The following is a 21,638-nucleotide window of genomic DNA, read 5'->3' as shown; positions in this document are numbered from 1 at the left end:
ATGCCGGTTCGAGCGTGACGGCGGATACCGCGGCACCGGTCCCGGCGGAATCCTCGACCTATGCCAGTCATCGAAGTGAACGCGGTACGCAAGGCGTACGCGGGGCGCGTCGCGGTCGACGGAGTGAGCTTCTCCGTGGACGAGGGGGAGATCTTCGGGATCCTCGGACCCAACGGAGCGGGCAAGACCACCACCGTCGAATGCGTCGAGGGACTGAGGATCCCCGACGCGGGCACGGTCCGGGTCGCCGGACTCGATCCCGTCGCCGACCGCGACCGGGTGACGCTCCTGCTCGGCGCCCAGCTCCAGGAGAGCGAACTGCAGCCCAAGCTGACCGTGCGGGAGGCGCTCGAGCTGTACAGCGCCTTCTATCCGCAGCCCGCCGACTGGCGGTCGCTCGCCGGACGGCTCGGACTGGACAGCCACCTGGACCGCCGCTTCGCCAAGCTGTCCGGCGGTCAGAAGCAGCGGCTGCTCATCGCACTCGCGCTCATCGGCAACCCACGGGTGGTCGTGCTCGACGAACTGACCACCGGCCTCGATCCGAGGGCCCGCAGGGACACCTGGCGGCTCATCGAGGAGATCCGGGCCGGCGGGGTGACGGTCCTGCTGGTCACCCACTTCATGGAGGAGGCCCGGCGACTCTGCGACCGGGTCGCGGTGATCGACAAGGGCCGGCTCGTCGCGCTCGACACCCCTGCCGGGCTGATCGGCCGGGCCGCGGGCTCCACCGTCATCTCCTTCACCCCGTCGGAACCGCTCCCGGCGACCGAGCTCGCCGGACTGCCCGGTGCCGTCTCCGTCTCCGTCGCGGAGTCCGACGGCGGGATCGTCGTCCACGGCGACGACGACACCGCCAACGCGGTCATCTCCCTGCTGGCCCGGCACAGCGTCACCGCACGCCACCTGCGCGTCCTGGAAACCAGCCTGGACGACGCCTTCCTCGACCTCACGGAACAGGCCGCCCGGACATGACCACAGCCATGAGCACAGAGCGCACCACGGGAACGAACGGCCCGCTCGCCGTGGTCCTCCGGGCGGAGACCCGTCTCTTCCTGCGGGAGCCGGGCAGCCTGTTCTGGATCCTCGTCTTCCCGACCGCCCTCCTGACGGTCCTCGGGCTCATCCCGTCCTTCCGACAGGACGACGCCGCCCTCGGCGGGAGGAGCGTCATCGACCTGTACGTACCGGTGGCCGTCCTGCTCGGCATGATCATGGCCGGGCTGCAGGCCATGCCGCCGATCCTCACCGGCTACCGCGAACGCGGCATCCTGCGCCGGATGTCCGCCACCCCGGTACGCCCGTCCGCGCTGCTGACCGCCCAGATCGCGCTGCACGGCGCGGCCTCCGCCGCTTCCGCCCTGCTCGCGATGGCCGTCGGGCGGATCGCGTTCGGGGTGAGGCTGCCGGAACAGGCCCTCGGCTACCTGCTGGCCCTGCTCCTGGCGGTCGCCTGCGTCCTCGCCCTCGGCGCCACGATCTGCGCGCTGTCCCGGACGACCAAGGCCTCGGCGGCCGTCGGGTCGGTGGCCTACCTCCTGATGATGTTCACCGCCGGCGTCTGGGTGCCCGTCCAGACCATGCCCGACCTGCTCCGCCGGATCGTCGGGGCGACCCCGTTCGGCGCCGCGTCCCAGGCGCTGGACCAGGCGGCCTCGGGCAGCTGGCCGGACTGGGTGTACCTGGGGGTGATGGCGCTGTGGACCGCGGCACTGGGGGCGGCAGCCACCCGGCTCTTCCGCTGGGAGTGACCCGGGAGACGGCGTCGGGGAGACTGCCGTCCATGGGTGACGGGGGAGTCGCGGTGAGCGGCGGCACGACGGTCGAGCAACGCTATGAGCAGTTCTACCGGTACGGTCCGTACACGCTTCTGGGCATCGCCGTCCTGATGGCCGGCCTGTCCTCCGACGTCATCGGGATGTCCCACGCCGACCTGTACGCCGCCGGGATCCTGGTCTCCGCGACCTGCGCCCTGCAACTGTGGTGGGACCGCACCCGGTCGGGCGTCCTCCCGCAGGCGCGCGCCGGACAGGTCTACTACGTCCTGCGGACCGTGCTCGGCTTCGCACTCTGCTGGTGCAACCCCTTCTTCTCCGCCTTTGCCGTCGTCGGCTACTTCGACGCGGGCGTCCTGCTGCCCAACCGATTCGTCCGCACCGGAGTGCTTTGCACCGCCGTCACGATGGCCGGTTCGCAGTCCGGCAGCGGAATGCCCCCGGCCTCCCTCCTCAACTGGGTTGCCTTCGGTGTGCTCTTCGTCCTGCACGCCTCCCTCTCCCTCCTCTTCGGCAACCTCGCCGCCCGGGAGGCCGAGAAGGCCCGGCGCCAGACCGAGACCATCGGCGAACTGGAGCGCACCAACACCCGGCTGGAACAAGCCCTCGCGGAGAACGCGGCCCTGCACGCCCAACTGCTCGTCCAGGCCCGGGAGGCCGGTGTCGCCGACGAGCGTCGGCGGCTGGCCGCCGAGATCCACGACACCCTCGCGCAGGGACTGACCGGAATCATCGCCCAGCTCCAGGCCGCCACGTCCACGGCGGACTCCGATCCGTCCCTGGCCCGCCAGCACCTGGACCGTGCCGCCGGGCTCGCCCGGCACAGCCTCGGTGAGGCACGTCGCTCCGTGCACAACCTGGTGCCGGCCGCGCTCGAGGACGACGATCTGCCCGGAGCACTCACGAAGACGGTCACCCGATGGGCCGAACGCACCAGCGTGCGCGCCGGCTTCACCGTCACGGGCGCCGTCGAGCCGATCCACGACGAGGTCGGCGCCACCCTGCTCCGTATCGCCGAGGAGTCCCTGTCCAACGCCGCCAGGCACGCCGGAGCGTCACGGGTCGGCGTCACGCTCTCCTACATGGGCGACGAGATCACCCTGGACGTACGCGACGACGGCCGCGGTTTCGACCCGGACGCGCTCCCGCCGTACGGCGGCTCGGGCGGATTCGGCCTCGGCGGGATGCGGTCCCGCGCCGAACGGATCGCGGGCACGGTCACGGTGGAGTCCGAACCCGGGCTGGGCACCGCCGTCTGCGCCAGAGTGCCTCTGGTCCCCCGTGGCTGACGGACAGTACGGTGGCCCGACATGACTGAGGCCACGGGCACCGCACGCGTCATCACCCTTCTCGTCGTCGACGACCACCCCGTCGTCCGCGACGGCCTGCGCGGCATGTTCGCCTCCGCCCCCGGCTTCGACGTACTCGGTGAGGCGGCCGACGGTGTGTCCGCCGTCGAGCTCGCCACCCGGCTGGACCCCGACGTCGTCCTGATGGACCTTCGGATGCCGGGCGGCGGGGGAGTGGCCGCCATCGCCGAGCTGACCCGGCTCGGCGCCCGGTCCAAGGTGCTCGTCCTGACCACGTACGACACCGACTCCGACACCCTGCCGGCGATCGAGGCGGGCGCGACCGGCTACCTCCTCAAGGACGCGCCCCGCGACGAACTCTTCACCGCCGTCCGTGCCGCCGCCGACGGCCGCACCGTGCTCTCGCCGGCCGTCGCGTCCCGGCTCATCGCGCGGGTGCGCGCGCCGGCCGCTCCCGGCCACGAGTCGCTGTCCGCGCGAGAGCGCGAGGTGCTGTGCCTCGTGGCCAGGGGGACGTCGAACCGCGAGATCGCCGCCGAACTGTTCATCAGCGAGGCGACCGTGAAGACGCACCTCACCCATGTCTTCGCCAAACTGGGTGCCAAGGACCGCGCCGCCGCCGTCGCCGTCGCCTACGAGCGGGGCATCCTCGGCTGAGCCGCTCCCTCACCCCGTCACCCGCAGCAGCAGCACCGACCTCCCCGGCACCGTCAGCGTCGTACCGCCCCCGTGGACCGTGCCGGGGGCAGTGGACTGGTCCTCCCGGGAGGTGTCCAGGAGCAGTTCGTAGGACCGCGCCCAGGGCGCTCCCGGCAGATGGAAGTCGCACGGGGTGTGCCCGGCGTGCAGGACCGCCAGGAAGCTGTCGTCGGTGATCTGCTCGCCCCTGGCGTCCCGGCCCGGGATGTCGCGCCCGGAGAGGTAGAGGCCGAGCGTCGCGGCCGGTGCGTACCAGTCCCCCTCCGTCATCTCCGCGCCCTGCGGGGTGAACCACGCCAGGTCCCGCAGCCCGTCGGGGGCCTGGGGGGTCCCGGCGAAGAAGGCGCGGCGGCGCAGTACCGGATGGGCGTGGCGCAGGGCCAGCACCCTGGTGGTCAGCTCGGTCAGCTCCCGCCACTCCGGCCGGTCGAGGAGCGACCAGTCCAGCCAGCCGATCTCGTTGTCCTGGCAGTACGCGTTGTTGTTTCCGCCCTGCGTACGGCCCATCTCGTCGCCCGCCACCAGCATCGGTACACCCGTCGAGAGGAGCAGCGTGGTGAGCAGGTTGCGCAGCTGGCGGCGGCGCAGGGCGTTGATGCCGGGGTCGTCGCTCTCGCCCTCCGCGCCGCAGTTCCAGGCGCGGTTGTCGTTCGTGCCGTCACGGTTGCCCTCACCGTTGGCCTCGTTCTGCTTGTGCTCGTAGGTGACCAGGTCGCGCAGGGTGAAACCGTCGTGGGCGGTGACGAAGTTGACGGAGGCGTACGGGCGTCTGCCACCCCAGGCGTACAGGTCGCTCGACCCGGTGAGCCGGTAGCCGATGTCCCGTACGTCCGGCAGCGCGCCGCGCCAGAAGTCCCGTACGGCGTCGCGGTAGCGGTCGTTCCACTCGGTCCACAGCGGAGGGAAGGCGCCCACCTGGTAGCCGCCGTTGCCGACGTCCCACGGTTCGGCGATGAGCTTGACCCGGCGCAGGACCGGGTCCTGGGCGATCACCGCGAGGAAGGGGGAGAGCATGTCGACGTCGTGCATCGAGCGGGCCAGGGCCGCCGCCAGGTCGAAGCGGAAGCCGTCGACGCCCATCTCCGTCACCCAGTAGCGCAGCGAGTCCGTGATCAGGCGGAGCACCTGCGGCTGCACCACGTGCAGGGTGTTGCCGCAGCCGGTGTAGTCGGCGTATCGGCGGGCGTCCGGCTGGAGGCGGTAGTAGCCGCGGTTGTCGATGCCGCGCAGGGACAGCATCGGGCCGAGCTCGCCCGCCTCCGCGGTGTGGTTGTAGACCACGTCGAGGATCACCTCGATGCCTGCGTCGTGCAGGGCGCGCACCATCTTCTTGAACTCGCCGACCTGTCCGCCCGCCGTGCCGCTCGCCGCGTAGTCCGCGTGCGGCGCGAAGTAGCCGATCGAGTTGTAGCCCCAGTAGTTGTGCAGCCCGCGCCGCAGCAGATGGTCCTCGTGGGCGAACTGATGGACGGGGAGCAGCTCCACGGCCGTCACGCCGAGCCGCTGGAGGTGGCCGACGGCGGCGGGGTGGGCGAGCCCGGCGTAGGTGCCCCGCAGCTCCGGCGGGATGTCCGGGTGGAGCTTGGTGAAACCGCGCACGTGCAGTTCGTAGATGACCGAGTCCGCCCACGGGGTCTTGGGCCTGCGGTCCTCCACCCAGTCGTCGTCGTCGTGCACGACGACGCCCTTGGGCACGTACGGCGCCGAGTCCCGGTCGTCGCGCACGGTGTCGGCGACATGCTGCTGCGGCCAGTCCCTCACATGGCCGTACACCTCGGGCGGCAGGGTGAACGAACCGTCCACCGCCCGGGCGTACGGGTCGAGGAGCAGTTTCGCCGCGTTCCAGCGGGCGCCGGTCCAGGGGTCCCAGCGGCCGTGCACCCGGTAGCCGTAGCGCTGTCCGGCCCGTACACCGGGGACGAAACCGTGCCAGATCTCATGGGTGAGTTCGGTCAGGGGCAGCCGTGTCTCACGGCCCCGCGCATCGAAGAGACAGAGCTCGACGGCCTCCGCCCCGCCGGCCCAGAGTGCGAAGTTGGTGCCCGCGACACCGTCCGGACCGACCCGGAACCGGGCTCCGAGCGGCATCGGGGCACCCGGCCATACGGGTGGTCCGGCCGGCTCCTTCCGTACGGCCGGTCCGCGCTCCACCACCCTCCCGATCGTCGGTGACGCTTCCTCCTGCTCGGCTGTGCTCGACACCGTTCGGCCTCCCGCGGCTCGTCGGAGGCGGCACCGCAGACAGGGCGCACGGCGTCCCGGCCGCGGCCCTCCCGGTGTGGTCCTCCCCCTCTGTTCTGCCCACGGCGGGGCCCGCACTCACGTTTCCCCCGCCCTCCCCTTGTCGTTGGGGGGACGTGAACCACGTAGCGAAGAGAGCACGGGCGGGTTCGTCCGCCGTGCTGACATGGGCAGGACTGTTCACCGTGCTGGCCGTACTGACCGGTTGCACCGGGGGCACGTCGTTCTTCGGGGACGACCGATCCCCCGACGACGTCATCCGGATCTTCCCCAAGGACGGCGCCGTGAACGTCGGAGCCAGGAGCCGGATCGAGGTCACCGTCCCCGACGGACGGCTCGAACGGGTCAAGGTGACACGGATGGAGGAAGCGGAACGGGAGGAGGTGCGGGGCCTGATCGCGAAGGACGGCCGGTCGTGGGCGCCCCGGGACGGCGGGTACCGGCTCGGACTGGCGGGGAAGTACAGCGTCGAGGCGGTCGCCGTCGACGGGGACGGCCACCGCTCGGCCCGCAACACCACCTTCACGACCCTCGTACCCGAGGACCGCTTCATCGGCTACGTCAAGCCGGAGAACCGGTCCACGGTGGGCACCGGAATGATCGTCTCCTTCGACTTCAACCGGCCGGTCGAGCACCGTGCCGCGGTGGAGAAGGCCATCAGGATCACCGCGGAGCCCGAGACCGAGGTTGTCGGCCACTGGTTCGGGAAGGACCGCCTCGACTTCCGCCCGGCCACGTACTGGACACCCGGCACCGAGGTCACCGTCGATGTGGGGCTGCGCGATGTCGAGGGTGCGCCCGGCGTGTACGGCAGCCAGAAGAAGAAGGTCACCTTCCGGGTCGGCAGGTCGCAGACGTCCGTGGTCGACGCCCGGAACCACACCATGGAGGTGCGCAGCGACGGCGAGCTCGTCAGTACGGTGCCCATCACCGCGGGCGCGAGGAAGACGACCACGTACAACGGGAAGATGGTGGTCTCCGAACTGCACGAGGTGACCCGGATGGACAGTCGCACCGTCGGGTTCGGCGGCGAGTACGACATCAAGGACGTACCGCACGCCATCCGGCTGACCAAGTCGGGGACCTTCCTGCACGGCAACTACTGGGAATCTCCCGACATTTTCGGCAACGACAACACCAGCCACGGCTGTATCGGCCTGCGCGACGTGAAGGGCGGCAGCTCGGACACCCCGGCCGGGTGGTTCTTCGAGCGGACGCTCGTGGGCGATGTCGTCGAGGTGATCAACTCCGCCGACACGACGGTCGCTCCGGACAACGGGCTCGGTGGGTGGAACCTCGGATGGGACCGGTGGAAGGCCGGTTCGGCACTGCGCTGATCCCCGGTCCGCCGGTTCGGCACTGCGCTGATCCCCGGTCCGACCTGCACAGGTCCCGGAGACGCGGTCTCCGGGACCACCGGGGGGCGGGGCTGCGTGACTTGGGACGGAACGGTGACATTCCGGGGGAGTTCTCCCGGCGTCCGGTGTGATTATCTTGCGCCGAGCGTGCACGTACAGCGCGCGGGGGTGCGGGCCATGGCGGGGCCAGGCCGTGCGAGGGGAGACGAGCACATTGAACGGGCAGCCGATATCGGGGGCATCGGCCGGGGCGGGCGGAGGACGGCGTGGGCGTGGGACCCCCGGACTTCTCGCACTGGTACTGGGTGCGCTGCTGTTGCTGGTGACGGCTTGCGGTGGGGGCGGCAACGCCGATGGTGCGAAGGACGGCAAGGGAGCGGGCGCGAAGGTCGACGACACCAGCGCCTCGCAGGCGGTGGTGACCATCGCACCCAAGGACGGCGCCGATGACGTGGCGACGAGCGGGGTGCTGAAGGTCTCGGCCTCCCAGGGCAAGCTGAGTACGGTCAAGGTCGCCGACCCCGAGGGCAACGCGGTCGAGGGCAAGATATCCGCCGACGGCCTCAGCTGGGTGCCCGACCGGCATCTGGCCGCCGCGACCAAGTACGCGGTGCACGCGGTCGCCAAGGACACGAAGGGCCGTCAGTCGGCGAAGGACACCACCTTCACCACGCTCGTCCCCCAGAACACCTTCATCGGTCAGTACACGCCCGAGGACGGCTCGACCGTCGGCGTCGGCATGCCGGTGTCGATCCACTTCACCCGGGGCATCACCGACCCTGACGCCGTGGAGAGGGCGATCAAGGTGACGGCGGAGCCGGCCGTGCAGATCGAGCCCCACTGGTTCGGCAACGACCGCCTCGACTTCCGTCCGGAGGAGTACTGGGCCGCGGGCACCAAGGTGACGCTGCGCCTCGACCTCGACGGCGTCGAGGGACGGCCGGGGGTGTACGGCAAGCAGGCCAAGACCGTGAAGTTCACCATCGGCCGCAGCCAGGTCTCCACCGTCGACGCGAGCTCCCACCGGATGAAGGTCGTCCGGGACGGCAAGCAGATCAAGGACATCCCGATCTCCGCGGGCGCCCCGTCGACGCCCACGTACAACGGGCAGATGGTCATCAGCGAGAAGCTCAAGGTGACCCGGATGAACGGTGACACCGTCGGCTTCGGCGGTGAGTACGACATCAAGGACGTGCCCCACGCATTGCGGCTGTCCACGTCGGGCACCTTCCTCCACGGCAACTACTGGGGCGCGTCGAGCATCTTCGGTTCGACCAACACCAGCCACGGCTGTGTCGGTCTGCGCGACGTACGCGGTGCCTGGGACGGCAAGACCCCGGCCGCCTGGTTCTTCGACAACTCGCTGATCGGTGACGTGGTCGTCGTGAAGAACTCCAAGGACAAGGTGATCCAGCCGGACAACGGCCTCAACGGCTGGAACCTGGACTGGTCGGAGTGGACCGCGTAGGTTCTCCCGCCGCCCCCTGCGCAGGGGACGGGCCCGGTGCTGTGACCAACGGCACCGGGCCCGTCGGCGTTAGTCGTGGTTAACCTGCCTTCCATGACCGCAACTCTCGAAGTAAGCGACAACGTCGGCACGATCCGGCTGGACCGCCCGCCCATGAACGCCCTGGACGTCGCCACCCAGGACCGGCTGCGCGAGCTCGCCGAGGAGGCGACCCGGCGCGACGACGTGCGTGCCGTGATCCTCTACGGCGGCGAGAAGGTGTTCGCGGCGGGCGCGGACATCAAGGAGATGCAGGCGATGGACCACACGGCGATGATCGTGCGCTCCAAGGCCCTGCAGGACTCGTTCACCGCCGTGGCGCGGATCCCCAAGCCCGTCGTCGCGGCCGTCACCGGGTACGCGCTGGGCGGCGGCTGCGAACTGGCGCTCTGCGCCGACTTCAGGATCGCCGCGGACAACGCCAAGCTCGGCCAGCCCGAGATCCTGCTCGGGCTGATCCCGGGCGCCGGCGGCACCCAGCGGCTCGCCCGGCTGGTCGGTCCGTCCAGGGCCAAGGACCTGATCTTCACGGGCCGTCATGTGAAGGCCGAGGAGGCCCTGAGGATCGGCCTGGTGGACCGTGTGGTGCCCGTCGCCGAGGTGTACGAGCAGGCGCACGCCTGGGCCGCCCGGCTGGCCCAGGGGCCCGCGCTGGCGCTGCGCGCCGCGAAGGAGTCCGTCGACGCGGGCCTCGAGACGGACATCGACACCGGGCTGACGATCGAGCGGAACTGGTTCGCCGGTCTGTTCGCCACCGAGGACCGGGAGCGCGGTATGCGCAGCTTTGTGGAGGAGGGCCCCGGCAAGGCCAAGTTCCTCTGACGGGAAGCCGGTTGGGTACAGAGGGACGTGCGTTCATCCGTGTGGGCGGATTAGCTGGACCTTAAGAGGACCTTAAGGCCCGGTGTGCGTCCCCTCTGTGCAATTACCCGACGGAGGTACGTCGACGCAGTTCACCCTGGCTGCCAGGGGTGACATTCTGCCCCTGGCATATGTCAATCCGCCCTCTCGGAATGATGGATTCCGGTGAGGGGATTCCGCAGGAACGGTCACGGAGGGCGGCCCGTGCGGCCATGATGGTGGGCATGGCGGGCCTGGAGGGTGTGGAACAGCCGCGACCGCGCAGCAGTGCGACCGCGGCACGCTGGATGCCGGCCGTCGATGACGAACAGGCGTTCAAGGCGCTGGAGTTGTTCGGAAATCCGACGGAGGAAGAAGTCCGGCTGCCCTCGCGCCCCGAGTCCGCGGCCACCGCCCGCCGGCTCACCTCGTGCGTGATGCTGCGTCAGTGGGCGCTGCCCCCGCAGACCTCGGAACACGCCGTACTGCTCGTCTCCGAGCTCGTCGGCAACGCGGTGCGGCACACCGGAGCGCGGGTCTTCGGGCTGCGGATGCTGCGACGACGGGGCTGGATCCGGGTCGAGGTGCGTGACCCCTCGCGCGGGCTGCCGTGTCTGATGCCCGTCCGGGAGATGGACGTCAGCGGGCGGGGGCTCTTCCTCGTCGACAAGCTCTCCGACCGCTGGGGCGTGGATCTCCTGCCCCGCGGCAAGACCACCTGGTTCGAGATGCGTACCTCCGACCGCTGAGGCCCGATGGCGGGGCGGCCCGATGGCAGGGCCGGCCGCCGGGACGTACAGAAGCCCCCGGTCGGCCGTGGTGCGGCGCGTCGGGGGCTTCTGTGGGGGCCGTGGAATGGGGGGTGTGTCCACGGCCGCTCTCGGGACCTGGCTCGGGTCGGAGGAGGTCGTGTCCCCGACTATGACAGACGGGCGACCCTGACGCCACAACGGTAAACCGGTCAAACCGTGCTGAATAGTCATATTAAGCTTCTGAATCATAGGTGTGATGAGTCACTGGCCTGGCTTTCTCTGCATGAATATGGGTTTCTACGGGTGATTCATTGATCATCTTTAAAAAGCGTCAATCGTGATATTCCGCCCATCTCGCCCTACTGTGTCTCGGGTCTCGGGGAATCAGCACCCGAACCGAACCCCGCGAGGTGGACGGCCATGAACGGTCGCAGGACACCGGTTCCCCGGCGCACCGCCCTGCGCGCGACAGCGGGTGCACTCCTGGCCGGTGCCGCCACCGCAGGCTGTGCGCGGGACGACACCACGACCCACGCCCCGCAGAAGGGCCACGAGCCCCAGCAGCCCCGCGGCACCGTCGTCCCTGCTCCCGCCCCGCACCGTTTCCCCGGCCGGCCGGTCCAGATCGAGCACGGCCCGCGCGACCGTAACCGGGTCGCCCTCACCTTCCACGGCCAGGGCGACCCCGTCCTCGCGCGCACCGTCCTCGCCGAGGCCGAACGGGCCGGAGCCCGGCTCACCGTCCTGGCCGTCGGAAGCTGGCTCGACGAACACCCCGCGATGGCCCGCCGGATTCTCGACGGCGGCCACGACCTCGGCAACCACACCCAGCGCCACCTCGACATCAACGCGATGGACGAAGCACAGGCGTACGCCGAGATCACCGGCTGCGCCCAGCGGCTGCGCCGCCTCACCGGCTCCATCGGCACCTGGTTCCGCCCGTCGCGCGCCCAGTACGCCACCCCCCTCGTCCAGGACCTCGCCCGCCGGGCCGGCTACGCACACGTCCTCGCCTACGACGTGGACTCGCTCGACTTCACCTCGCCGGGCGTCGCCGCCGTCACCCGCAAGGTCGCAGGCGAACTCCGCAACGGATCCGTGGTGAGCCTGCACTTCGGCTACCGGGACACCGTCGCCGCACTGCCTCTCCTCCTCACCGAAATCGACCGGCGCCAACTGCGCGCGGTGACCACGACGGAGCTGCTGACCTGATGCTTCCCTCTCTGCGCACCACCACAGCCACGGCCCTGCTCGGGGGCGTACTCGTCGCGGCTCTCGCCGCCTGCCAGGCGCCCGCGGACCACACCCGGCCCTCCCGCACCGAGGCCGCCGCACGACAGGCCGAGCCGGAACGGGCCGCGCCCCCTCCGGGACTGCCGGGGATGCCGCCCGTGCTCGACCCCGAGGACGTCTACGCCGCCGACCGCGCGGGAAAGCTGTCACCGGCCGTCAAGGACTTCCCGTCCCGGGTGTACGTCCCCAACACCAACTCCAACACGGTGTCGGTGATCGACCCCGCGACGTACAAGGTCATCGAGACCATCCCCGTCGGTGCGCAGCCCCAGCACGTCGTCCCCTCCTGGGACCTGAAGACGCTCTGGGTCAACAACGACGTGGGCGACAGCCTCACCGCGATCGACCCGGCCACCGGGAAGACCGGCCGCACGCTCGAGGTCTCCGACCCGTACAACCTCTACTTCACCCCGAACGGCACGTACGCCGTCGTCATGGCCTCGCTCGACCGTGAACTGGTCTTCCGCGACCCGAAGACCATGGACCGGGCCAAGACCGTCCCGGTGAGCTGCTCGGGCGTCAACCACGCGGACTTCTCGGCGGACGGGCGGTACTTCATCGTCTCCTGCGAGTTCTCCGGTGAACTCCTCAAGGTCGACACGGAGAAGATGGAGGTCGTCGGACAGCAGAAGCTGCCGATGCAGGGCGCCATGCCGCAGGACGTGAAGATCTCCCCGGACGGATCGACCTTCTACATCGCCGACATGATGGCGCACGGCATGTGGGTGCTCGACGGGAAGAAGTTCACCACCCCGAAGCTGCTGCCCACCGGCAAGGGCTGCCACGGGCTCTATGTCAGCCGGGACTCCAAGGAGATGTACATCTCCAACCGGGGCGAGGGCTCCGTCTCCGTCTTCGACTTCGGAAGGAAGGAGCTCACCAAGAAGTGGCAACTGCCCGACGGCGGCAGCCCGGACATGGGCGGCGTATCGGCGGACGGCAAGGTGCTCTGGCTGTCCGGGCGTTACGACGCCGAGGTGTACGCGATCGACACCACGAGCGGCAAGCAGCTGGCCAGGATCCCGGTCGGCAGCGGGCCGCACGGGCTGGCCGTCTACCCGCAGCCGGGCCGCTACTCGCTCGGCCACACCGGCGTCTTCCGCTGACCGCACCGTCCGGCCCCGGCACTACCCCGGGATCAGCAGCGCCTCCGAGCCCACCGGCCTGAACCCCGCCGCCTGGAACGTCCGTACGCTGCGCGCGTTGCCCGGCGACTGCTGCGACCACACGAACGGGTCCGGCACCAACTGCCGGGCCGCCCGCGCCAGCCGCGTCCCGAGCCCCCGGCCGCGTGCCGCCTCGTCCACCTCGATCGCGGTCTCCCAGCGCCCGGCGACCCCTCGGCCCAGCAGCACCACACCGCCGTCCGCGGCCCAGACGCGTACCTCGTCGCGGTACTCCATCGCCCGCGCCACCCGGGGGTGCTCGGGGTCCCGGATCTCCCGCAGGGGCAGGTCAGGGCCGCCCGGCAGCGCGTCGGCGACCGTCAGCAGATCGATGGTGTTCGTCCGGCGTCCGGTGCGGGCCAGCAGCACGCACAGGAAGTGCGGGTTCATGGTGGCGCCCAGCGCGTCGGACGGGGTGGCGGCCAGCGTGGACCGTATCCACTGCGGGTCCTCGTCGGTGAACACCACCGAGTGCGCGGTCAGCGCGAGCACACCGGCGTCGCGGACGCTCGGCTGTTCCACGATGGTGGTGGTGCCGTCCGGTGCGGGAAACGCCCCGCGCGCCGCCGCGGCGAGGATCTGGGCAAGTGTGTCGGCCATGCCTCCATGATCACCGACCGGCCGCCGCACCGCGCCGGATTTCCGCCCGATAATCTGACCACGTCAGCAACGCTTTACGAAGGGGCGGGACAGTGGCGGACATCGAGTCGGCGCGCAAGGCATTCGAGCAGTTCGACCAGAACGGCGACGGCCTGATCACGGCGGCCGAGTACAAGAGCGCCATGGCGCAGCTCGGCGACCCGTTCGTCACCGAGACGGTGGCGCAGGCGATCATCAACGCGCATGATGCGAACGGTGACGGGCAGCTCACGTTCGACGAGTTCTGGGCCGTTCAGAACAAGGGCTGAGTGCGGTGGGCCCCCGGCCGGTGGCGCGGGGGCCGACTCGTCGGCGGAGCCGGACGGATCTGGCCGATTGTGACCGGTGCGACCGGCAGTCCGGTGATCGTCCCCGCTCGACCGCGTCCCGTCCCGTCACGGTGGAGCCCGCCCCGATCAGGCCGACAGGGCCCGGGGCCCCCGCTGCCGGGATCCTCGGGTCTGTCGCGGCGCGTGCGCCCTCAGGCGGCGAAGTACTGGGACAGCGTCTCGCGCCGGTCGACCTCGACCAGATCAGGACGCGTATAACGCTCCGCGCGCGCGTGGTAGTCGAAGTCGCCGCGGACCAGACCGCGGTAGTCCCGCGCACAGCGCTCCAGTGCCGCACGCGTCTGTCCGTCGATACCCGCGGCCTCTATTTCCTCGGCCAGTTCCTTTTCGGCCCGCTGAACTCGCTCGGCGATGCGTGCCAGTTGAATTCCGGCCTCGTTCACAGCCTCCTGAAGAGTGGACCTGCGGTCCCGCTGAATGAGGCGGACAGTATTGTGCTCGTAACCGAGAACCGCTTCCTTCTCGAAGGAGCAGATGTCGTTGCACAGACCGGAGTGGTCGGTCACCGCGTTCCGCAGTGCGATGTACGCGGGAAGGCTGCGGGCCGACTCCGGGAGGTCGATTCCCGCGGTGATCTCATGGAGGTCCAGGAAGGGCTGCATCGCCACCGAGTCGCGGCGGTGCTTCACGAAGTCGGCCCGGCTCGGCACCTGTCCGGCGGCGCGTTCGACGGCCTCCGCGTAGTAGGTCCACAGCCAGGACACGGTGTCGCGGCGGAACTGCCGGATCCAGACGGGTGACCTGCCCGGGCAGGTCCGCTCGCGCAGGCCGTGCAGTGCGCGCTCCATGGGGCCGTGCGGTTCGGCGCCGTCCAGGACGTCCACCAGGCGGGCGATCGCCTCCTCGCACATGTGCGGGTCGCGTCCGGCCGGTCCGTCGTCGAACTCGTCGTCGACGAGGAACGCCCAGAAGAGCCACTGGCAGAAGAGATCGAGATGCTTCTGCGAGGCCTCCGGGAATATCAGGGATATCCAGAGTTCGGGGCGGGTGCGGAGCATCTTCTTGCGGGCGACCGGAGTCAGGGCGAGGCCGTTCGCATCCGCCCATTCCCAGGCGGCCTTCTTGGTTTCCTCCACACCTGGGTTGCACCCTGCGCTCTGGAACGGCATATGAAACACCGGTAAAACAATCTGGCTCATTGGTGCCCCTCGTCGAGAATGCTGCGAATGAAGGATGGGAGCGGGGATTTCATCGGCGCGACGTACAGGTGCCGGCCCGCGTGAGCGGACACTGCGCACCGGCCAGCTCTGGGCAGAGGGTCACCGTACGAGGTGAGGCGACCGTCGCGGTCCTCCTTCCCCTGCCGGGAGCCTGGACATCGGAGCCGGATCCGCGAGCCGGTGGGGCGACCGCGTCACCATGCGTCACGTCAAGTGAACCCTTTGTGGGCGACAGAGGGAAGCCGCTTGTGACCGAAATTGCATGATCGCGTGCGAGCAGTTGCTCACCTGTGAGCACTTAGGGGGCTTCTGGGGTTGGGCGCCGTGTCAGCACGGTCCCGGCACCGTCGTACCCTCTCTTCTCGCTCCGGCGGCTGATCGCTACCGGACCGTGAAGCCCGCCGACCCACGACCCTCGGGAGACCCGTGCCGCCCCGGTTTTCTACGCGATAACGGCACGTCACTGCTTGCCAGCGCCTTCTTCTTGGCGCTGGTATGGGCATTCTCGAAGCACCTGGATGTGGAAGAGGTCTTCGCCTCAAGCGGGAACTGGGCCGGGCGAGGGAGGTGTCCAGTTGGAGCTTGAGACGTGCCCGGGCGATCGACGCGGCCATCGACAGCCGTAGGCCGTGATACTCGTCCTCCTCTCGGATGGGTACGGGTCTGAGCGTGGCGGAGTCGTATGCCACGCCGTCGTCGACCTCAGTGGTGGCGATCGCGGCGATTCTGCGGATGATCTCGGCTTCCTCGCCGGGGAACGCGTGGCCGAGGATGTCGATGTCACGGGTCATCCGGCGGGCGCCGAACTGGGCGAGCAGCAGGCCGCCCTTGAGGATGAAGTGCTCGCGGCCGAGGGGGGATGCTCCCAGGCGGAAGAGGAATCGTTCGAGTACGTACTCGACCATGACCTCGTCCGTTGAACGGCCGTTGCGACGAGCCAGATTGCGCAGATCGTTGTAGACGCGGCCTGCGGTGGTAGCGCGAGTGGGGTTGACCATCAGGCGAGCACCGCCTCTACGGCGGGGCGGATGACAGAGAGCGCACCCAATTCGCGTGCGATGAGTTGGAGTTCGCCGACCCCGCTTCGTCCGCTGCGACGCAGGTAACGGCCGAGCGCGGACAGGGCCATGGTCTCGCCGATTCTGCCGCGGTGGCGCATCGCATCGACGACGCTGCGGGCGGCGTCGTATGCGGGAATGGTCTCACCCGGTGCGGCCTCGAACCGTTCGACGCCGAGGGTGAAGGTCTTGGCCGCGTACTGCGCCACCACGGTCGGGGGATAAGAGATCGTGGGACGGCGTGATCCACGTGGTACGGCGATGTGTACGGCGCTGGGAATGTCGTCGATCAGTTCGTGCAGAGCCAGGGCTGACTCCCCGCACAGGACAGCGCGAGGCGCACGCGTGCACACGGCCAGTAGGTCTGCGTATGCGGTCTCCGGTGCGTCTGCCCGCCGGTACACGCCACGGGACAGTTCGTCTATCACCCCTTCGGTGACCAGGTACGCCAGATCACGAGCGGAGAGCAGGGCTTGACGCGCCTGCGCGGTCGTGAACGTCGGAGAGAGGCCGGCCAGCCGCTGCTCCAGGCGCGAGATCTCCGCAGCACTCATGTATCGAATGATACCCCTCTAGTGGTGACAGGGGATCGATTTGATACATGCGGATAGTGGGGGACGGAGTTCCCGTCGTTGACCATGCACCCAGGGACTTTCACGATTCCGGGGATTTTCCGCCGTGCAAGCAGGGGAGGCCATGACAGCGCTGAAAGAAGCAGACGCGCTGGTCAGGCCTGCAACCTCAGCACTCGATGATGTTCACCGCGAGTCCGCCGCGCGCCGTCTCCTTGTACTTCACGCTCATGTCCGCACCCGTCTCCTTCATGGTCTTGATGACCTTGTCGAGGGAGACCTTGTGGCTGCCGTCGCCGCGCAGCGCCATCCTGGCCGCCGTGACGGCCTTCACGGCCGCCATGCCGTTGCGCTCGATGCAAGGGATCTGCACGAGGCCGCCCACCGGGTCGCAGGTCAGGCCCAGGTTGTGCTCCATGCCGATCTCGGCGGCGTTCTCCACCTGCTCGGCGGAGCCGCCGAGGACCTCGGCGAGGGCGCCCGCGGCCATCGAGCAGGCGGATCCGACCTCACCCTGGCAGCCGACCTCGGCGCCGGAGATGGAGGCGTTCTCCTTGAAGAGCATGCCGATGGCTCCGGCGGCCAGCAGGAAGCGGACGACGCTGTCGTCCTTCTCGGCCTCGGTGCAGCCGCCCGCGGCGAAGTTCATGTAGTAGTGCAGGACGGCGGGGATGATGCCCGCGGCGCCGTTGGTCGGGGCGGTGACGACGCGGCCGCCCGCGGCGTTCTCCTCGTTGACGGCCATCGCGTAGAGGGTGATCCACTCCATCGCGTTCGCCTGGGGGTCGCCCTCGGCGCGCAGTTGGCGGGCCGAGTTCGCGGCACGGCGGCGGACCTTCAGGCCGCCCGGCAGGATGCCCTCGGTGGCCATGCCGCGCGCGACGCATGCCTGCATGACGCGCCAGATCTCCAGGAGGCCGGTGCGGATCTCGTCCTCGGTGCGCCAGGCCTTCTCGTTCTCCAACATGAGGGAGGAGATGGACAGGCCCGTCTCGCGGGCGAGCCGCAGCAGCTCGTCACCGGTGCGGAAGGGGTGCTTGAGGACGGTGTCGTCCGGGACGATCGGGTCCTCGCCGGCGACCGCGTCCTCGTCGACGACGAAGCCGCCGCCGACCGAGTAGTACGTCTTCTCCAGGAGGAGGGCGCCCTCGCGGTCGTACGCGAAGATCGTCATCCCGTTGGCGTGGTACGGCAGTGCCTTGCGGCGGTGCAGGACCAGCTGCTCGTCGGTGTCGAAGGGGATGTCGTGCATCCCGAGGAGGCTGATGCGCCCCGTGGAGCGGATCTCCTCGACCCGGCTGTCGGCGCCCTCGACGTCGACGGTACGGGGGGACTCGCCCTCCAGGCCGAGCAGGACGGCCTTGGGGGTGCCGTGGCCGTGGCCGGTCGCGCCGAGCGAGCCGTACAGCTCCGCCCGTATCGAAGCGGTGTGGGCCAGCAGGCCCTCGTTCTTGAGGCGGCGGGCGAACATGCGCGCCGCGCGCATCGGGCCGACCGTGTGGGAGCTGGACGGGCCGATGCCGACCGAGAAGAGGTCGAAGACCGAGATGGCCACGGGATGACTCCTAAGGGGGTTGGTAGACGCCGTTGTCTGCCGGGTGGTGCGGGCCGGGCCGGTGGGCCCGAAGAGCGCGGGGACAAGGGTGGGGGCACCGTGCTCACTGTTCAGTGTGCGCGGTGCCCCCACCCGACGTGCAAACTGCGGGTGACCTACTTGAGGCCGGGGTACAGCGGGAACTTCTCGGCCAGCGCGATCACGCGGGCCTTCAGGTCGTCGGCGTCGTAGGCCGGCTTCAGCGCGGAGGCGATGATCTCCGCGACCTCGGTGAAGTCCTCGGCCTGGAAACCGCGGGTTGCCAGGGCCGGCGTACCGATCCGCAGGCCCGAGGTGACCATCGGGGGGCGGGGGTCGTTCGGAACGGCGTTCCGGTTGACCGTGATGCCGACCTCGTGGAGGCGGTCTTCGGCCTGCTGGCCGTCCAGCTCGGAGTTGCGCAGGTCCACCAGGACCAGGTGCACGTCCGTGCCGCCGGTCAGGACGGAGACGCCGACCTCGGTGACGTCCGGCTGCACCAGACGCTCGGCGAGGATGCGGGCGCCGTCCAGGGTGCGCTGCTGGCGCTCCTTGAACTCCTCGGTCGCCGCCACCTTGAAGGAGACCGCCTTGGCCGCGATCACGTGCTCCAGCGGGCCGCCCTGCTGACCGGGGAAGACCGCCGAGTTGATCTTCTTGGCGAGCTCCTGCGTCGACAGGATGACGCCACCGCGCGGACCGCCGAGGGTCTTGTGCGTGGTGGTCGTGACGACATGGGCGTGCGGCACCGGGTTGGGGTGCAGACCCGCGGCCACCAGGCCCGCGAAGTGGGCCATGTCGACCATCAGGTACGCGCCGACCTCGTCCGCGATGCGGCGGAACGCCGCGAAGTCGAGCTGACGGGGGTACGCGGACCAGCCGGCCACGATCAGCTTCGGCTTGGACTCCTTGGCGAGGCGCTCGACCTCGGCCATGTCCACGACGCCGGTCTCGTCGACGTGGTACGGGACCACGTTGTAGAGCTTGCCGGAGAAGTTGATCTTCATGCCGTGGGTCAGGTGACCGCCGTGGGCCAGGTTCAGGCCCATGATCGTGTCGCCCGGCTTCAGCAGCGCGAACATCGCGGCGGCGTTCGCCTGCGCACCGGAGTGCGGCTGGACGTTCGCGGCCTCGGCGCCGAAGAGCGCCTTGATCCGGTCGATCGCGATCTGCTCGACCACGTCGACGTGCTCGCAGCCGCCGTAGTAGCGGCGGCCGGGGTAGCCCTCGGCGTACTTGTTGGTGAGGACGGAGCCCTGCGCCTCCATGACCGCGACCGGAGCGAAGTTCTCCGAAGCGATCATCTCGAGGGTGGACTGCTGGCGGTGGAGCTCGGCGTCGACAGCGGCGGCGACGTCCGGGTCCAGCTCGTGGAGGGAGGAGTTGAGAAGCGACATCAGGGGGTCCCTTGGGTCTCAGTTGCCGGAGAACTCGGAGTACTCGTCGGCGGAGAGCAGGTCCTTCGGCTCCTCCGCGACGCGCACCTTGAACAGCCAGCCGCCCTCGAAGGGGGCGGAGTTCACCAGCGCCGGGTCGTCCACGACGTCCTGGTTGGCCTCGGTGACCTCACCGGTCACCGGCGAGTACAGGTCGCTGACCGACTTGGTCGACTCCAGCTCACCGCAGGTCTCGCCCGCGGTCACCGTGTCACCGACCTCCGGGAGCTGGGCGTAGACGACGTCGCCGAGCGCGTTGGCCGCGAACTCGGTGATACCGACCGTGGCCACACCGTCCTCGAGGGCCGACAGCCACTCGTGCTCCTTGCTGTACCGCAGCTGCTGGGGGTTGCTCATGACCTGAATTCTCCTGTACGCCGGGGAGTGCTGATGAACGGTGGTCTTACGGTGTGAGACGGGACTACGTCACGTGCGGGACGCCCCGTTGTCACTTCTGACGCTTGTAGAAGGGCAGTGCGACGACCTCGTACGCCTCGTGGGTGCCCCGGATGTCTACGCCGACGCCCTCGGTGCCGGGCACGGCGTGCGCCGCGTCCACGTACGCCATGGCGATCGGCTTGCCCAGCGTCGGCGACGGCGCGCCGGACGTGACCTCGCCGATGACCTTGCCGTCGGCAACGACCTGGAAGCCGGCGCGCGGCACCCGGCGGCCCTCGGCCACCAGGCCGACGAGCTTGCGGGGCGGGGCGGTCTCGGCGCGCTCGGCGGCGGCCAGCAGCGCCTCGCGGCCGACGAAGTCGCCCTCCTTCTCGAACTTCACGACCCGGCCCAGGCCCGCGTCGAACGGGGTCAGTGCGGTGGTCAGCTCGTGCCCGTACAGCGGCATGCCCGCCTCCAGGCGCAGCGTGTCGCGGCAGGAGAGGCCACAGGGGATCAGGCCGTGCGGGGCGCCCGCCTCGGTGAGCGCCTTCCACAGCTGCTCGGCGTGCTCGGGGGCGACGAAGAGCTCGAAGCCGTCCTCGCCGGTGTAGCCGGTACGGGCGATGAGCGCGGGAACACCGGCGACGGTGCCGGGCAGGCCCGCGTAGTACTTCAGTCCGTCCAGGTCGGCGTCCGTGACCGACTTCAGGATGGCGGGGGACTCGGGGCCCTGGACGGCGAGCAGCGCGTAGGCGTCGCGGTCGTCGCGCACCTCGGCGTCGAAGTCCCCGGCGCGCGCGGCGAGCGTGTCGAGGACGAGCTGCGCGTTGCCCGCGTTGGCGACGACCAGATACTCGGGGGCCGCGGCCTCGCCGAGGCGGTAGACGATCAGGTCGTCCAGGATCCCGCCGTCCTCGGCGACGATCATCGTGTAGCGGGCCCGGCCCACGCCGACGGTGGCGATGTTGCCCACCAGCGCGAAGTTCAGGAAGGCCGCGGCCTGCGGTCCGGTGACGGTGATCTCGCCCATGTGCGACAGGTCGAAGAGTCCGGCCCGGGTGCGTACGGCGTTGTGCTCGTCGCGCTCACTGGCGTACCGCAGGGGCATGTCCCAGCCCGCGAAGTCGGTCATGGTCGCGCCCAGGGAGCGATGCAGCGCATCGAGGGCGGTGAGACGGGAGGCGGGGGCAGTGCTCATGGGCATGGCTCCAGGGCATGACGACAGAGGATGTTCCCTCCCCATCTGTCATCGGAACCTGAGAGGTTCGCCGAGAGCCCCTGAAAGGGTCAGCCCCTACGGGGGTCGGCTTGCACCTTGGGTGGAGCCGCGTGAACGGCCCGCTTTTCAGATCTGCCTCATCCACGCGGTACGGGGCCTGAGAGATTCAAGGGAGGAACTTGCTCCTTCGGCGCCCGGCGCACACAGTGACCGGGACTCTCCCGCGCGGATTCAAACGGCCGGTATGCAGTTGGCGGGGTCATCATCGCACGCATTGCGCCAGAGTGGGGCGACCGGATCCGCGCAGGC

At 69.7% G+C, this 21,638-nt stretch carries 20 protein-coding genes and 1 riboswitch; of the genes, 11 read left to right on the top strand and 9 right to left on the bottom strand.

Translation table 11 applies throughout. The features are described from left to right. Positions 1-60: 60 nt before the first annotated feature. From OG844_RS20150 to OG844_RS20135, 4 genes are read left to right on the top strand one after another with little or no spacing between them, the layout of a single operon-like run. Positions 61-975 carry an ABC transporter ATP-binding protein gene (locus OG844_RS20150; protein ID WP_406392030.1) on the top strand — a complete coding sequence of 305 codons (915 nt, stop codon included), beginning with the start codon at positions 61-63 and terminating at the stop codon, positions 973-975. Between the two features lie 8 nt (positions 976-983). After that, positions 984-1,751: an ABC transporter permease gene (locus tag OG844_RS20145; protein WP_406392028.1), complete on the top strand. Its 768-nt coding sequence runs from the start codon at positions 984-986 to the stop codon at positions 1,749-1,751. 32 nt (positions 1,752-1,783) lie between these two features. Then, positions 1,784-3,064 (top strand): sensor histidine kinase, encoded by a 1,281-nt coding sequence (locus OG844_RS20140; protein ID WP_406392026.1) that lies wholly within the window; start codon positions 1,784-1,786, stop codon positions 3,062-3,064. A 21-nt stretch (positions 3,065-3,085) separates the two neighbouring features. Beyond that, positions 3,086-3,742, top strand: a complete 657-nt coding sequence (locus OG844_RS20135) for a response regulator (protein ID WP_406392024.1) — start codon at positions 3,086-3,088, stop codon at positions 3,740-3,742. 9 nt (positions 3,743-3,751) lie between these two features. On the opposite strand, the gene glgX is transcribed toward OG844_RS20135, so the two are convergent. Continuing rightward, positions 3,752-5,872 carry a glycogen debranching protein GlgX gene (gene glgX / locus OG844_RS20130; protein ID WP_406396193.1) on the bottom strand — a complete coding sequence of 707 codons (2,121 nt, stop codon included), beginning with the start codon at positions 5,870-5,872 and terminating at the stop codon, positions 3,752-3,754. Between the two features lie 269 nt (positions 5,873-6,141). On the opposite strand from glgX, the gene OG844_RS20125 reads away from it, so the two are divergent. The 6 genes from OG844_RS20125 (at position 6,142) to OG844_RS20100 (ending at position 12,881) form a co-directional block, all read left to right on the top strand. Then, positions 6,142-7,362 (top strand): Ig-like domain-containing protein, encoded by a 1,221-nt coding sequence (locus tag OG844_RS20125; RefSeq protein ID WP_406392022.1) that lies wholly within the window; start codon positions 6,142-6,144, stop codon positions 7,360-7,362. 235 nt (positions 7,363-7,597) lie between these two features. Further along, a complete protein-coding gene (locus OG844_RS20120; protein ID WP_406392020.1) occupies positions 7,598-8,851 on the top strand; it encodes an Ig-like domain-containing protein in 1,254 nt (417 codons plus the stop codon). 93 nt (positions 8,852-8,944) lie between these two features. Continuing rightward, the gene (locus OG844_RS20115; protein WP_406392018.1) at positions 8,945-9,712 is read left to right on the top strand and encodes an enoyl-CoA hydratase/isomerase family protein; all 768 of its coding nucleotides are present in this window, start codon (positions 8,945-8,947) and stop codon (positions 9,710-9,712) included. Between the two features lie 251 nt (positions 9,713-9,963). Beyond that, positions 9,964-10,479 carry an ATP-binding protein gene (locus OG844_RS20110; protein ID WP_406396192.1) on the top strand — a complete coding sequence of 172 codons (516 nt, stop codon included), beginning with the start codon at positions 9,964-9,966 and terminating at the stop codon, positions 10,477-10,479. 423 nt (positions 10,480-10,902) lie between these two features. Beyond that, positions 10,903-11,694: a polysaccharide deacetylase family protein gene (locus tag OG844_RS20105; protein WP_406392017.1), complete on the top strand. Its 792-nt coding sequence runs from the start codon at positions 10,903-10,905 to the stop codon at positions 11,692-11,694. Next, entirely contained in the window at positions 11,694-12,881 is a 1,188-nt protein-coding gene (locus OG844_RS20100) for a beta-propeller fold lactonase family protein (protein ID WP_406392016.1), read from the top strand. Before OG844_RS20105 ends, OG844_RS20100 begins: the two co-directional genes overlap by 1 nt. 21 nt (positions 12,882-12,902) lie before the next feature. Here the strand turns inward: OG844_RS20100 and OG844_RS20095 are convergent, their stop codons facing one another. Next, a complete protein-coding gene (locus tag OG844_RS20095; RefSeq protein ID WP_406392014.1) occupies positions 12,903-13,541 on the bottom strand; it encodes a GNAT family N-acetyltransferase in 639 nt (212 codons plus the stop codon). A 92-nt stretch (positions 13,542-13,633) separates the two neighbouring features. Here OG844_RS20095 and OG844_RS20090 point away from each other — a divergent pair, with 92 nt between their 5' ends. Beyond that, positions 13,634-13,849, top strand: coding sequence for an EF-hand domain-containing protein (locus tag OG844_RS20090; RefSeq protein ID WP_351168803.1), 216 nt, complete (start codon positions 13,634-13,636; stop codon positions 13,847-13,849). A 212-nt stretch (positions 13,850-14,061) separates the two neighbouring features. Here OG844_RS20090 and OG844_RS20085 read toward each other — a convergent pair whose 3' ends face one another. The 7 genes from OG844_RS20085 to gcvT form a co-directional block, all read right to left on the bottom strand. Next, entirely contained in the window at positions 14,062-15,006 is a 945-nt protein-coding gene (locus OG844_RS20085; RefSeq protein ID WP_409003480.1) for a terpene synthase family protein, read from the bottom strand. A 368-nt stretch (positions 15,007-15,374) separates the two neighbouring features. Then, a complete protein-coding gene (locus tag OG844_RS20080; RefSeq protein ID WP_406392011.1) occupies positions 15,375-15,995 on the bottom strand; it encodes a nucleotidyl transferase AbiEii/AbiGii toxin family protein in 621 nt (206 codons plus the stop codon). 92 nt (positions 15,996-16,087) lie between these two features. Further along, a complete protein-coding gene (locus OG844_RS20075) occupies positions 16,088-16,702 on the bottom strand; it encodes a type IV toxin-antitoxin system AbiEi family antitoxin domain-containing protein (protein WP_406392010.1) in 615 nt (204 codons plus the stop codon). A gap of 187 nt (positions 16,703-16,889) precedes the next feature. Then, entirely contained in the window at positions 16,890-18,275 is a 1,386-nt protein-coding gene (locus OG844_RS20070; protein ID WP_406392008.1) for an L-serine ammonia-lyase, read from the bottom strand. Positions 18,276-18,430: 155 nt separating this feature from the next. After that, a complete protein-coding gene (gene glyA / locus OG844_RS20065; protein WP_356424066.1) occupies positions 18,431-19,690 on the bottom strand; it encodes a serine hydroxymethyltransferase in 1,260 nt (419 codons plus the stop codon). Positions 19,691-19,708: 18 nt separating this feature from the next. Beyond that, positions 19,709-20,086: a glycine cleavage system protein GcvH gene (gene gcvH, locus OG844_RS20060; protein ID WP_351168813.1), complete on the bottom strand. Its 378-nt coding sequence runs from the start codon at positions 20,084-20,086 to the stop codon at positions 19,709-19,711. 91 nt (positions 20,087-20,177) lie between these two features. Then, a complete protein-coding gene (gene gcvT / locus OG844_RS20055) occupies positions 20,178-21,308 on the bottom strand; it encodes a glycine cleavage system aminomethyltransferase GcvT (protein ID WP_406392007.1) in 1,131 nt (376 codons plus the stop codon). Positions 21,309-21,465: 157 nt separating this feature from the next. Continuing rightward, a riboswitch (glycine riboswitch) is annotated at positions 21,466-21,563 on the bottom strand. Positions 21,564-21,638 lie beyond the last annotated feature (75 nt).

The organism is Streptomyces sp. NBC_00887 (assembly GCF_045207585.1).
The sequence above is the reverse complement of the archived record's forward strand: the minus strand, read 5'-3'. Positions and strand labels throughout refer to the sequence as shown.

Coding starts and splice junctions, on each gene's coding strand:
- OG844_RS20150 (WP_406392030.1), top strand. CDS start 61: ATGCCAGTCATCGAAGTGAACGCGGTACGCAAGGCGTACGCGGGGCGC.
- OG844_RS20145 (WP_406392028.1), top strand. CDS start 984: ATGAGCACAGAGCGCACCACGGGAACGAACGGCCCGCTCGCCGTGGTC.
- OG844_RS20140 (WP_406392026.1), top strand. CDS start 1,784: ATGGGTGACGGGGGAGTCGCGGTGAGCGGCGGCACGACGGTCGAGCAA.
- OG844_RS20135 (WP_406392024.1), top strand. CDS start 3,086: ATGACTGAGGCCACGGGCACCGCACGCGTCATCACCCTTCTCGTCGTC.
- glgX (WP_406396193.1), bottom strand. CDS start 5,872: ATGCCGCTCGGAGCCCGGTTCCGGGTCGGTCCGGACGGTGTCGCGGGC.
- OG844_RS20115 (WP_406392018.1), top strand. CDS start 8,945: ATGACCGCAACTCTCGAAGTAAGCGACAACGTCGGCACGATCCGGCTG.
- OG844_RS20110 (WP_406396192.1), top strand. CDS start 9,964: ATGATGGTGGGCATGGCGGGCCTGGAGGGTGTGGAACAGCCGCGACCG.
- OG844_RS20105 (WP_406392017.1), top strand. CDS start 10,903: ATGAACGGTCGCAGGACACCGGTTCCCCGGCGCACCGCCCTGCGCGCG.
- OG844_RS20100 (WP_406392016.1), top strand. CDS start 11,694: ATGCTTCCCTCTCTGCGCACCACCACAGCCACGGCCCTGCTCGGGGGC.
- OG844_RS20095 (WP_406392014.1), bottom strand. CDS start 13,541: ATGGCCGACACACTTGCCCAGATCCTCGCCGCGGCGGCGCGCGGGGCG.
- OG844_RS20080 (WP_406392011.1), bottom strand. CDS start 15,995: ATGGTCGAGTACGTACTCGAACGATTCCTCTTCCGCCTGGGAGCATCC.
- OG844_RS20075 (WP_406392010.1), bottom strand. CDS start 16,702: ATGAGTGCTGCGGAGATCTCGCGCCTGGAGCAGCGGCTGGCCGGCCTC.
- glyA (WP_356424066.1), bottom strand. CDS start 19,690: ATGTCGCTTCTCAACTCCTCCCTCCACGAGCTGGACCCGGACGTCGCC.
- gcvH (WP_351168813.1), bottom strand. CDS start 20,086: ATGAGCAACCCCCAGCAGCTGCGGTACAGCAAGGAGCACGAGTGGCTG.
- gcvT (WP_406392007.1), bottom strand. CDS start 21,308: ATGAGCACTGCCCCCGCCTCCCGTCTCACCGCCCTCGATGCGCTGCAT.